Genomic DNA, 12,143 nt, shown 5'->3' on the forward strand with positions numbered 1-12,143 from the left:
CAGCAAATTCAAAGCTAGCGATTCGTCGCCCCGGCGAACGCCGGGGCCCAGTGTCTTTGACGACCTGTAAGTCGCTGGATCCCGGCTTTCGCCGGGACGACGAGCTTTTTAGCCATTTCGCTTAAACAAGCAAAACTTTCCGCGGACAGCAATGCGCGAAAGCGGAAGCGCTTTTCAACAGCGAATGCTGGTCAATCCACTTTCAGGAGGCATCAGGGGCAGATGGATGATGCGCTTCGCTTACGCCTTCGGGGCCGTCCATCCGAACGTTCTCCGCGCTTCGCGCTACGTCCCGCTTTCGCGGGAATGACGGCCCTTTGCAAGTTTCATGGTGGCGATGCCTCGACGCTGCATGACTGTTGGGTTGGTGCCCACGGAGTTACGCAGTGCCGACCCCAACTGCTCAAGCCGGACGCACGTCATGCAACTGCCAGCTCGCACCAATCAACCAGGTCAAACGCTGCCGCACGATGCTCATCGGCAAGCTGCTGATGACTTCCACGTCGGTATTCAAGTCCGCCACTTTGGCGCTCACCGTAGCAAGCTGATCGGTCACGCCCAGACGCTCGTCCACGCTATCGGGATCGGGCTGCATCGCGCGCCAGCGCTGGAACAACAGGGGGCTGCGCAATGCTTCCTGCAGGGCCGCCGCCAAATCGTTTGGGCCGGCGCCGTCGTAGCTCAGCGCAGGCTCCGGGCCGCGCGCATGCATGAGGTCCTTGATCTGCAGATAGTAGTGAGTGCGGTTGGTCATGGTTCCTCCCTTTTTGGTGACCGTTCCTGACTAGCAGGCCGGGTGGCCGATGCGTCCCTCAAAAGCGCAACGCTGCCGGGTCCAGCAAATGCGACGCCCGTTCCGGCGGCACCCCATGCGGCAGGATGCCTAAGCAGGGCGCTGGCAGCGATGCCTGCAACGTGGCGATATTCTCCTCGATCGCAGCCATCGCCGGGTCGATGCAGTTCCCAATCCAGCCAACCAGCCGGCAACCGTCCGCCAGGATGGCCTCGGCGCTGAGCAGCGCGTGGTTCAAGCATCCAAGCCGCAGCCCCACCACCAGTACCACCGGCAAATCCCACGCCTTGGGTAATGCGGAGGCGAGCAAACCGGGCGCCAGCGGCACACGCCAGCCGCCGACGCCTTCCACCACCACGGTGTCGTAACGTGTGCATAGCTTCTGATAGGCGGCGTGCAGTGACGGCAACGCAATCGTCACGCCGGCGTGAGCAGCCGCCAGATGCGGTGACAAAGGCTCGCGCAAGGCGATCGGATTGATCTCGTCGTAAGCGGGCGATGGCGCACTCGCGGCCTGCAGCGCCAGTGCATCCTCGTTGCGCAAGCCATCCACGGTTTCGGCGCAACCGCTGGCGACCGGCTTCATGCCGCAGACGCTTTGACCTGTCGCGCGCAAGGCATGGATCAACGTGCATGCCGCGTGGGTCTTGCCGATACCGGTATCGGTCCCGGCGACAAACAGCGATGCGCTCATGCGACGCTCGCCTTGGCCTCTCTTGCCCAGCGCCCGGCGAGCCAATAGATCGGCGTCAACAGGATATAGAGGCAACCGGGCAACGCCGTCCATGCCGTCGTTTCGGGAATCACGAGAGTCACGATGAGCGACAACAAGGCCACGCAAATCGAGCCCAGTTGTGCATAGAAATTTTCGCGCGCATCGATGCGCTCGATCAGCGACATATGCGCCTTGCGCAAGCTATGGCGGTATAGACCGGCAAGACACCCCGCCATGCACGCATAGGCCATGCCGTAGCAAAGATAAAGCGCTTTCACGTCGTGCACGCTATTGATGGTCAGGCTGCCGGACAATTCCTGATGCGCGAAAGCGGCATAAAGCGCGGCGAACATCGCCTGGAACAACATGTTCAAGGGATAGACAAAAATCAAGGCGAAGAACACCAGCATCAAGCTCAACATCAGGCTGGTGGTGTCGTGCAGCCGAAAATGATCGCGCCAGCGTACGTGACGGTGCCAGAAGATCATCAAGGTGGCGAAGCTGCAGGCAAAGGCAGGAATGCGGTCCAGCGCCGACAAGAGATCGTCCAGGCTATGCGGCACCTCGGCGCCGGCGATGGCCAATACGCTCGCCGCAAAGGCAAAGGCTGCGTCGATGAAGCCGTCCAGGCGATGTGCTTCCACGCGCCCGCTTTGCGCAGCATCGTGCTGCTCACTCATAGTCGATTCCCCTTGTGCTTGCACGTCGAACAACCCATCTTTGGCCCATCAGTCTGCAGCAATCGAGTCCACACGTCATGTTCGAGATCAAAAGCGGCCTGGCCGCCAGCAAACCTGAGCAATACGCCGATCTGGTGGCACAGGCCCGCGGCATGCTTGCCGGCGAACCCAGCCTGATTGCCAACGCGGCCAACTTCGCGGCCTTGGTGTTCCACAGCCTGCCGGACTTCAACTGGGCAGGGTTCTATCTCTATGACGGCAAAGAACTGGTCGTCGGGCCGTTCCAGGGCAAACCCGCCTGCATTCGCATTGCACTGGGTCGTGGTGTCTGCGGCACCGCCGCGCAAACGCGGCAGACGCAACTGGTGCGCGATGTGAATAGCTTCGACGGCCACATCGCCTGTGACGCCGCCTCGCAATCGGAAATCGTGGTGCCGCTGGTAAAGGCCGATGGCGCGCTGCTGGGCGTGTGGGACGTGGACAGCCCATCCATCGGACGCTTCGACGAAGAAGACCGCGCCGGCATGGAAGCCTTGTGCGCCGTCTTCATGGAAGCCGTCGACAAGTAGGCTGGGATGAAATCCCAGCATTAGAGGGCACAAGAAAGAGCTGGGATTGTCATCCCAGCCTACGCATTGCGCGCGTCGCTCTCCAGCAAGCCCATCACCGCTGCGCGCGCTTCTTCGACACCTGTTCCATCCGGTGCCGAAAACACCTGCATCGTGACCGGCGCGTTCGCGCCAACTTCCTTGCGCAAGGCAGCCAGCGCCTGGGCGGCCTGATTGCGCGACAGCTTGTCCGCCTTGGTCAGCAGCACATGGCAGGGCAGCAGCGTGGCGATGCAGAAATCCATCATCATGCGATCGAATTCCTTCATCGGATGGCGGATGTCCACGATCAGCACCACACCGCGCAAGCTGCGGCGTACATGCAGATAGCGGTCGATCTCATGCCGCCAGTGCTCGCGCAAGGCCTCGGGCACCTTGGCATAGCCGTAGCCAGGCAGATCGATCAGCCGCGTGTCCAGCAGCTGCGACGTTTCACCGCGCAGCAGAGGGGGTAGCGAAAAGGCGACCATCTGCTGGGTGCGCCCCGGCGTTTTGGAGGTGCGCGCCAGACCCTTCTGGCCGGTCAATGCGTTCAAGGCGCTGGATTTGCCAGCGTTGGAACGTCCGGCAAATGCCACCTCGGCGCCTTCGTCGGGGGGCAGTTGCTGGACACGATGGGCGGCGAGCACGAACTGTGCGCCCTGGAGTGGATTGGTAGGCATGGTCCTTGGTTTGACCGGCTAGGATGGGGTGGAGATAATTTTGAAGTTCTGCCAGTCACGGTGCGCTGGGGGGCTTGCAAGTGCGCACCGTACATCCAACAGTGTTTCCTGGAGGCAAGTGTATGAGTTTTCGGCTCGCCGGTTGCCGGCCCGCTGTCGTGAATGCAGTAGCCCTGGTGCTTGCTCTCTCCACTGGCGCCGTCCTTGCGCAGAACACCAAGGCGCCGGCCGCTGCGGCCTCCGCTGCCAAACCTGCTCCCGCCGCGAGCGCACCGGCAGCTGCCGTGCCTACCGCCGCGCCGCACGATGGCAACGGAATGGTGGCCACCAAGCCCGGCGATGCCACGGCCGGCCAGGGCAAGGCCGCTGCATGCGGCGCCTGCCATGGCATGGATGGCAACTCCACCGATGCGCAATATCCGAAACTCGCCGGCCAGCACGAGATGTACATCGCGCATCAGTTGCATAACTTCAAGGATGGCGAACGGCAGAATGCGATCATGCTCGGCATGGCCACGCCGCTGTCGGACCAGGACATGCGCGACATCGGCGCCTACTTCGCCAGCAAGCAGCCGCTGCCGGGCGTGGCCGATCAGGCATTGGTGGAGCGCGGACAGCAGCTTTATCGCCAAGGCGATCCGCAGCGCGGCATTCCGGCCTGCATGGCATGCCACGCCATCGACGGCCGTGGCAATCCCGGCGCGATGTATCCACAGCTCACCAGCCAGCATGCGCAATACATCGAAGCCAAGTTGAAGGATTTCCACGATGGCGTGGTCTGGGGCCACGAGGCGCATGCGCAGATCATGCCGACCATCGCCAAGAACCTCGACCCGCAGGATATCGCGGCCTTGGCCAGCTATATCGAAGGCCTGCACGTCGCCGACCATAGCGCGACCGCCAAATCGCCGTAACTTCGCGCTGGCCATGTTGTCCCAGGGATGCTCCGGATCATTTTCCGTAAAATGAAGGGGCATCCCATCCCCGCTTTCCACCCCCGAGGCCAGCCATGCTGAAGCGTTTGTCTTTCCTTTGCGCGTCGTTGATCGCGCTTGCCGCCTGCAGTCACAACGGGTCCGACGCCACGTCGCCGCAACCCGCACCGGCCCAGACATCCGCACCAGCCGCCCCCGCCTCGGCCGCCAAACCGGCCCCCGCGAGCACCGCGCAAGCGCCTGCAAGCACGTCCACCGTTGCATCCGCCAGCACCGCTGCCACGCCAGCATCAGGTTCGACGGCATCGGCGCCGCAGAAACCTTCCGCGCCGGCCGAGCCCTTCGTCGACAACGGCAAGTGGGTGGAAGGCAAGAACTACTTCACGATCGAGCCGCAGCAACCCACCGGCAATCCCGACAAGATCGTGGTGACGGAAGTGTTCTCCTACGCTTGCCCGGCCTGCAATGCGTTCCACACCACCGCCGATCAGATCGAGAAGAGCCTGCCGTCGAATGCGCAGATGACGTATCTGGCGGCCTCGTTCCGTCCGGATGAAAACTGGCCGCTGTTCCAGCGCGCCTACTACGCCGCCAAGGCGCTGGGCGTGGCCGAGAAAAGCCACGATGCGATGTTCGATGCCGTCTGGAAAACCGGCGAACTGGCGAACTACGACCTCACCACCAACCGCCCGAAGCCGCAGTCGGCGTGGCCGACCATCGATAACGTGGCGAAGTTCTACGCCAAGTACGGCGTCGATCCCAAGCAGTTCGTGGCCGTCGCCAATTCCTTCAGCATCAACACACAGATGAAGCGCGCCGACGACATGATGAAAGCGTATGGCGTGGATGCCACGCCCACTCTCGTCGTCAACGGCAAATACCGTTTCACCCCCGGTGATGCCGGTGGCTACGCGCAATCGGTCGAGCTGACCAAGTGGCTCGTTGCCAAGGAAGCCGCGGGCAAGTAAGCATCCATGCACAGCGCCCGGTTCGCCGGGCGTTTTTGTTTTTGACCCTAGAAAATCCGACGCGCCTCGTCATCAGGAAGAACCATGTTCAAGACCGCCCGATTCCGTCTCGCCACGCTGCTTTGCGGCCTGCTGCTGACCACCGCCTGCAGCGCGGCGACACCCGATACCGCTGCCGCGCCATTCACCGACGGCAACCAGTACGTCACGTTGCAGGCGCCTTACCAGCGCGACAGCAGCAGCGGCAAAGTGGAAGTGGTGGAGGTGTTCTCCTACGCCTGCATTCACTGCGCCGAGTTCTCCACTTACGCCGACGAACTGCGCAAGTCTCTGCCCAAGGGCGTGGAGTTCAAACTGGTGCCGGCACCGTTCAACGACAGCTGGGTGCCGTTCGCGCGCGCCTACTATGCGGCCAAGAAGCTCGGCGTGCTCGATCGCACGCACGATCTGCTGTTCGAAAAGAAATTCAAGGAGCAGTACCCGATCAACACGATGAACGAAATCGCCGACTTCTATGCCAGCCAGGGCGTGAATCGCGATGAGTTCCTGAAGATTGCCAACTCGCCGGAAGTGGATGCGCAGATCAAGAAGGATCTCGCGCTGATCCAGGCCTGGGGTGTGGACGGCACGCCCACCATCGTGGTCGACGGCAAGTATCGCAGCGCCAACATCAAGAGCTTCAGCGAACTGGTGGATCTCACCAAGTGGCTGGTGCAGCAGGAATTGAACGCCAAGCACTAAAAGCCGAATGGCTGCTTCGGCGCGATGCCGAAGCAGCCGTACCGATACGGTTTTCACAATAACCGCATCGAGAACCTTTAGGATGCCCAGACCCGTTTGGAAGCATCCAAAGACTGCGCTGATCCATGACCCGCGCCCCCGCCAAGCAGCAACGGCTGCGTCTCCTGAGCTGCAATATCCTGGCAGGCGCCAGCGTGCAGCGTTATCACCAGTACGTAACGCGCGGCATCAACGCCGTGCTGCCCGCACGCAGCAAGCTGGACAATCTCGATCGCCTGGCAGAGCTGCTGCCGCAGTTCGACGTGATCGGCCTGCAGGAAGCCGATGCCGGCAGTCTGCGTTCCGGCTTTCTCAACCAGACGCGCTACCTTGCCGAGACCTCCGGCATGCCGTTCTGGAGCCATCAGCCGAACCGCCCGATCGCTCAGCTTTCGCATACGGCCAATGGCCTGATCTGTCGATTGGAACCGGAAGTAGTGGTCGACTACCCGCTGCCCAGCCGCGTTCCTGGCCGCGGTGCTCTGCTGGCACGGTTCGGTGATGACGCCAACGGGCTGGCGGTGGTGGTGGCGCATCTTTCGCTGAGTGCACAAGCGCGCGCGAAACAGCTCGCCTTTATCGCCGAAGTGCTGCAGGATCATCCCCACGCCGTGTTGATGGGCGATCTCAACACCGACACGCACAGCACGGAAATGCGCCACCTGTTTGCCCATTCAAGCCTGCAGCCGCCGGAGCAAGCCGTGCCGACGTTTCCGAGCTGGAAGCCAAGGCGTGCACTCGATCACATCCTGGTGTCGTCCGGCATTCGCATCGACAAGATGTGGACGCTGCCGCAGGCGTTCTCCGATCATCTGGCACTAGCGGCCGACATCCAGCTTCCTTTGACGTCCACAAAAATAGCTTCCACGAAAACCCATCCATGAGCACACGCCGTTTCTTTCCGACCGCCCTTCCCTGGTTGCTGTTGCTGGCCTTTGGCCTGTTCACCGCGTGGCTGCGTTACGGCTTTATCGAGCCGCCCGAACTTGCGCATCTTTGCGACGACACCCATGGCCCCGCGTGGTGCGGCGTGCGCACGGCCATCGTGCTGGGTTTCAATTCCTACGGCTTCGGCATTGCCGCCCTCATCGTTACCGCACTGTCGCTGATCTTGAAAAAGCCGTGGCTGGCATGGCTGGCTGCGGCGCTCGGCGTGCTTGCGGTCATTCTGTATTGCTTCTACGCCGGTGCGTTCGCACTGCTAGTCGGCAGCTTGCGCCTGGTACGACTGCAGACGAACCGAATGATGGTGACGCCAGGCCACCCACACCGGCACGGCAATCGCCAGATTCAAACCCAGCCATAGCCACGCCACCTTGTTCATGCCCACTTCCTGCACCACCGGTGCCATGGCGAGCAAGGGGCCAACACACGCCATGAAACGTTGTTCCGTCGACGGCATGGTGAACTCGCGCGTCAACAAACCAAACACACCGTAGGCGACGCACGGCAAGCAGAACAGGCCCATCGGGAAATCCATGTAGCGCCCGTTGAACGCCAGCAGCAGGTCGTACAGCACCAGCGCAAATAACGCGCAGTAGCGCCACCACTGCGAAGGCTCGGTGTGATCATGATGATCAGCCAGATGCGCCGCGATACGCCGTGCCAGCGCCGCGGCAATCGCCAATGCACCGATCAGGCACACGGCGGAAATCAGCCACTGCCACCACCACTGGCAAGCGAACAGCATCTGCCGCAACTGCCATGCGGCCGAACATCCCGCAGCGAATCCCGCCAGCCATAACGCCACCCATCCGCGCAGGCCATGCCAGCTGCGGCGCCGGCCGCCCACGAACGCAAAAACGGCAGCGCCTGCGATACCAGCCAGCCATCCCAGCCACCATTGCGGATCTTCCGTCACCGGCCCCAGCATCGGGAATTTCGGCTTCGCATTCGAATCGAAGATGCCCCAGTAACCGCCTACCGTACCTTCCAACTCGCGCTTCCATGGCTGATCAAACGTCTCGATCACGTTGTAGGGCATATGCACTTGCGCGGCATAGCGCAGGAAGCTGCGCAGATATAGCGCTTCATCCACCAGGCTGGGTTCGGCGGAACGGCGCAGGCGGCCTTCGCTGGGCCAGCCGGTTTCGCCGATCATCACTTGCTTGCCGGGGAACATGTGCTCCATGCGCGTGTAGACGTCCTTGACGTGCTGCACGGCGTCGATCGCCGCGACCGGATTGTTTTCCCAATACGGCAGGATATGGATCGTGACGAAATCCACCACGCTCGCCATCTGCGGATAGCGCAACCAGTTTTCCCATACGTCGGCATAGGTCACGGGAATCGAGGCAGGCGCGGCCGCACGTACCTGCCGGATGTATTCGCTGAGACGCTTGGGTGAAAGATCGCCACGCAGCAGCACTTCGTTACCGACGATGATGCCGCGGATCACTTTAGGATTCGCCATGGCAGTCGCAATGCCCTGCTCGATCTCCTTGTCATTGATCTTCGGCACGCTGCCCAGCCAGATGCCCATCAACACCTGCATGTGATAACGCGCAGCAATCGCCGGCACAGCGGCCAGGCCGTTGCTTTGCGAATACGTACGCACGCAGTCGAAGCGCTGCGAGAGCGCACGCAGGTCTTCATCGATGCGCTCAGGCGTGATGACGAAATTCTGATTGAAAGGTGTCTCGCCCGGCTTGCGGAACGGTGCGTAGGACACACACGCAATGCGCGCGGACGGCGCATCCGGCAACTCCACCGGACGGCCGATCTGCCACCACCACGCCAGCCCGGCCAATGTCGCCAGAATCAGGGCCAGCCAGGCAAGACCGTAATGGGCGGCACTCTTGGGCTTGGATGACATGCTGGCCTTGGGTGGCTTGGGTAGAACGTCGAAGGATAAGAGGGGAGCGCGCAACAGGGAACGGGCAGTTGCTTCCCACCCGTTCGACTCAACAAGCGAAGCCACGTGTTTCCTGTGTGAAGCGCCATTCATACCGACCAAAACCCATCCATTACACTGCAGCGGATTGTCCGCAGGAACGGGAGTTTCCATGGCCTCGCCAGCCGTATCGCGCTTCGGCCGCTGTCTGTTGACCGTTATCGCCAGCGGGATGCTGGCCGGTACGGTGGTCGCACAAACAACCCTCGATGCATCGCTGGCCGCACAGCGCGCCGCCTTCAAGCAGGCGTACGCCGCCGCCAGCCAGGGTGGCGACGGCTGGCGTCCACTGGCCGAGGGGCTCAAGGATTACCCGCTGTATCCCTATCTGCAGGCCGCATCGCTGGAGCACGATCTGCAGCAGGTGGATCGCCCCACCGTGGAAGCCTACCTGCACCAGTATCCCGACCTGATTCCCAGCAGCGACCTTAAGCGCGATTTCCTGCAGGAACTCGCGCGCCGCCAGGACTGGACCGATTTCGTCGCGATGTACCAGCCCGGCCTTGGCAATGCGCTGAGCTGCGATGCCCTGCAAGCGCAACTTGCCGGCGGCGCCCAGTTGGATTTCAACCGCGATCTCGCCGCGCTGTGGGCCGAGCCTGCCCTGCCATCCGCGTGCGACCCGGTGCTGAGCGCTGCGCACGATCAAGGACTGCTGTCCCCCGCACGCCTGTGGTCGCGCATCGACGCAGCAGTCGAAGCCGGCAAGCCTGGTACGGTGTCCGGCATGGCGCAATGGTTGCCGGCGGATGATGCCAAGGCGGCGCAAAACCTTGTCTTGGCGCTCAACGATCCGGCCGCGGCCGTGACGGCTGCCAAGCAGTGGCCTGACAATCCACGTTCGCGCCAAGCCGCCGCGTTGGCGCTGACACGTCTGGCGCGCCGTCAATCCAACATGGCCGATAACGCCTGGCAGCAACTGCAAGACCGTTTTCACTTCACCACCGAACAGCGCGACCGCGTGCTGAACGCACTGGCCCTGTTCCATGCGACCGACTTCGACGATGACGCCCTCAAACGGCTAATCGATTTGCCGCCTTCCGCACAAACAGCAGCCAGCCGTGAATGGCGCGTGCGCGTGGCGCTGGCAGAGAAAAACTGGCAAGCGGTGCTGGATGGCATTGCAGCGATGCCACCCGATCAACAGCAAGACGACGAGTGGCAATACTTTCGCGCACGCGCCTTGAGCGGACTGGGCCGCACTGACGAAGCGCGGCGCGCATATGACAGCGTCGCCAGGCAATCCAGCTATTTCGGCTACCTGGCCGCCGATCATCAGAACGCACCCTACGCACTGTGCAGCACGCAGCTCGCCGCTCAGCCACAAACGCAGCAGGCCGTGCTCGCCATTCCCGGCATGCGCCGCGCGTTCGAACTGTTTGCCGTCGGCATGCCCAAGCAGGCACGCCGCGAATGGAGTCAGGCACTGGCCGACGCCGATGCGCAAACGATCCAGCAAGCGGTGATCCTCGCCAACGAACGCGGCTGGTACGACCGCGCGGTGTTCTCGTTCAACAAAGGCGATGCACTGAGCTACTACCCGCTGCGCTTTCCGCTCGCCAGCCAGGATGGCCTGGTGCCGCAGGCCGAGCAGGCCGGCATCGATCCGTCGTGGGCCTACGGCATTCTGCGCGTGGAAAGCGCGTGGATGAGCGACGCCCAATCCGCTGCCGACGCGCGCGGACTGATGCAATTGCTGCCCAGCGCCGGCGCCGAGGTGGCGCGCCGCAACGGACTGCCGTGGAACGGTGGCGACAGCCTGTATGACCCAGCCACCAACATCGAGCTGGGTACGCGGTATCTGGCGCAACTGGCCGCGCGCTTCGACGGTTCGCCCTGGCTGGCCAGCGCTGCCTACAACGCCGGCGCGGCGCGTGTGAATCAGTGGCTCACGGCGCGCAGCTTGCTGCCGCCTGATTTGTTCGTCGCCACCATACCGTTCAAGGAAACCCGTGAATACGTCGCACGCGCGATGTATTACAGCGTGATCTACGACTGGCGCCTGCATGGCAATGCCGCGCCACTCTCAACGCGCATGGTGCCGATTGGGCAAACCTCTAGCCGCGTGGATCCGCCGAATGAGCGCCGGGAATTGACTTGCCCGGCCGCGCCATCGGCGACGGCCACGTCGGTTGCGAATAAACCCGTGAAGGATGCGAGCCGCTGATGTAGCGCGCTCCTCCGTCGTGCCACGACAACGGCAGCAAGAAGTGCCGTGGCACAATACCCGCATGCGTATTTACCTGGTCGGCGGCGCGGTCCGCGACAAACTGCTGGGACGCCCCGTGATCGACCACGACCACGTGGTCGTCGGCGCACGGCCGGAAGACATGCTCGCGCAGGGTTATAAACCGGTCGGCAAGGATTTCCCGGTCTTCCTCCATCCGAAAACCAACGAGGAATACGCGCTCGCCCGCACCGAACGCAAGACTGGACGCGGTTACCACGGCTTCGCCGTCCATGCCGATCCCGATGTCGCGCTGGAAGAGGATCTTGCACGACGCGACCTCACCATCAACGCCATCGCCGAAGACGAGCAAGGCCAACTGGTTGACCCCTATGGCGGCGCACGCGACATCGAACAACGCGTGCTGCGGCATGTCTCGCCAGCATTCGTCGAAGACCCGGTACGCCTGCTACGCGTCGCCCGTTTTGCTGCACGCTTCGCACCGCTCGGCTTTACCATCGCCAACGAAACCATGGCCTTGTTGCGGCAAATGGTGCGCGACGGCGAAATCGATCACCTCGTGCCCGAACGCGTTTGGGCAGAGACACGCAAGGCGCTCAGCGAAACGCAACCTTCCGCCTTCCTTCGCGCCCTGCGCGAATCCGGCGCACTGGCCATCTTGTTTCCCGAAGTCGATGCCCTCTACGGCATTCCGCAACGCGCCGAATTCCATCCGGAAATCGATACCGGCATCCATATCGAAATGGTGCTGGACGCCGCCGCCAACCTCGCACCCGGCAACGACCTGGTCGGCTTCTGCGCCCTCACCCACGACCTCGGCAAAGCGCTGACTCCCAAGGGCGAACTCCCGCGCCACGTCGGTCACGAACACCGTGGCGTAGAACCACTGCGCGTACTTGCCGCACGTTTAAAGGTACCCAC

General features: G+C 62.5%; 13 protein-coding genes. 8 read left to right on the plus strand and 5 right to left on the minus strand.

Going from position 1 to position 12,143, the window contains the following annotated elements; genetic code table 11:
- Positions 1-403 precede the first annotated feature (403 nt).
- The 3 genes from VJR68_RS21930 to VJR68_RS21940 are packed head-to-tail and all read right to left on the minus strand — an operon-like array spanning position 404 to position 2,188.
- A complete protein-coding gene (locus tag VJR68_RS21930; protein WP_324151053.1) occupies positions 404-754 on the minus strand; it encodes a hypothetical protein in 351 nt (116 codons plus the stop codon).
- Positions 755-812: 58 nt separating this feature from the next.
- Positions 813-1,487, minus strand: a complete 675-nt coding sequence (bioD, locus tag VJR68_RS21935) for a dethiobiotin synthase (RefSeq protein WP_324151055.1) — start codon at positions 1,485-1,487, stop codon at positions 813-815.
- Positions 1,484-2,188: a TMEM175 family protein gene (locus tag VJR68_RS21940; protein WP_324151056.1), complete on the minus strand. Its 705-nt coding sequence runs from the start codon at positions 2,186-2,188 to the stop codon at positions 1,484-1,486. Before VJR68_RS21940 ends, bioD begins: the two co-directional genes overlap by 4 nt.
- Before the next feature lie 77 nt (positions 2,189-2,265).
- Here VJR68_RS21940 and VJR68_RS21945 point away from each other — a divergent pair, with 77 nt between their 5' ends.
- Complete coding sequence (locus tag VJR68_RS21945) at positions 2,266-2,757, plus strand: GAF domain-containing protein (protein WP_324151058.1); 492 nt, start codon at positions 2,266-2,268, stop codon at positions 2,755-2,757.
- Between the two features lie 59 nt (positions 2,758-2,816).
- Here VJR68_RS21945 and yihA read toward each other — a convergent pair whose 3' ends face one another.
- Positions 2,817-3,458 (minus strand): ribosome biogenesis GTP-binding protein YihA/YsxC, encoded by a 642-nt coding sequence (gene yihA / locus VJR68_RS21950; protein WP_324151059.1) that lies wholly within the window; start codon positions 3,456-3,458, stop codon positions 2,817-2,819.
- 122 nt (positions 3,459-3,580) lie between these two features.
- On the opposite strand from yihA, the gene VJR68_RS21955 reads away from it, so the two are divergent.
- The 5 genes from VJR68_RS21955 to VJR68_RS21975 all read left to right on the plus strand — a co-directional run bounded on the left by VJR68_RS21955 (position 3,581) and on the right by VJR68_RS21975 (position 7,447).
- The gene (locus tag VJR68_RS21955) at positions 3,581-4,372 is read left to right on the plus strand and encodes a c-type cytochrome (RefSeq protein WP_324151061.1); all 792 of its coding nucleotides are present in this window, start codon (positions 3,581-3,583) and stop codon (positions 4,370-4,372) included.
- Positions 4,373-4,467: 95 nt separating this feature from the next.
- Positions 4,468-5,361, plus strand: a complete 894-nt coding sequence (locus tag VJR68_RS21960) for a thiol:disulfide interchange protein DsbA/DsbL (protein ID WP_324151062.1) — start codon at positions 4,468-4,470, stop codon at positions 5,359-5,361.
- An 84-nt stretch (positions 5,362-5,445) separates the two neighbouring features.
- On the plus strand, positions 5,446-6,102 hold the full coding sequence (locus tag VJR68_RS21965; RefSeq protein WP_324151064.1) for a thiol:disulfide interchange protein DsbA/DsbL: 657 nt from the start codon (positions 5,446-5,448) through the stop codon (positions 6,100-6,102).
- 125 nt (positions 6,103-6,227) lie between these two features.
- On the plus strand, positions 6,228-7,025 hold the full coding sequence (locus VJR68_RS21970) for an endonuclease/exonuclease/phosphatase family protein (protein WP_324151065.1): 798 nt from the start codon (positions 6,228-6,230) through the stop codon (positions 7,023-7,025).
- A complete protein-coding gene (locus VJR68_RS21975) occupies positions 7,022-7,447 on the plus strand; it encodes a hypothetical protein (protein WP_324151066.1) in 426 nt (141 codons plus the stop codon). The genes VJR68_RS21970 and VJR68_RS21975 overlap by 4 nt, the downstream gene beginning before the upstream one ends.
- On the opposite strand, the gene VJR68_RS21980 is transcribed toward VJR68_RS21975, so the two are convergent.
- Positions 7,343-8,956, minus strand: a complete 1,614-nt coding sequence (locus tag VJR68_RS21980) for a glycoside hydrolase family 17 (protein ID WP_324151068.1) — start codon at positions 8,954-8,956, stop codon at positions 7,343-7,345. The genes VJR68_RS21975 and VJR68_RS21980 overlap by 105 nt on opposite strands.
- A 190-nt stretch (positions 8,957-9,146) precedes the next feature.
- Between VJR68_RS21980 and VJR68_RS21985 the strand changes: the two genes are divergently transcribed.
- Together VJR68_RS21985 and VJR68_RS21990 are read left to right on the plus strand one after the other, a co-directional pair.
- Positions 9,147-11,201, plus strand: a complete 2,055-nt coding sequence (locus VJR68_RS21985) for a transglycosylase SLT domain-containing protein (RefSeq protein WP_324151069.1) — start codon at positions 9,147-9,149, stop codon at positions 11,199-11,201.
- A gap of 64 nt (positions 11,202-11,265) precedes the next feature.
- A partial coding sequence (locus tag VJR68_RS21990) for a multifunctional CCA addition/repair protein (RefSeq protein ID WP_324151071.1) occupies positions 11,266-12,143 on the plus strand: 878 nt, incomplete at its 3' end.

The sequence above is a fragment of the Dyella sp. genome (genome assembly GCF_035277725.1).
In the GTDB taxonomy this organism is placed as follows: domain Bacteria; phylum Pseudomonadota; class Gammaproteobacteria; order Xanthomonadales; family Rhodanobacteraceae; genus Dyella_B.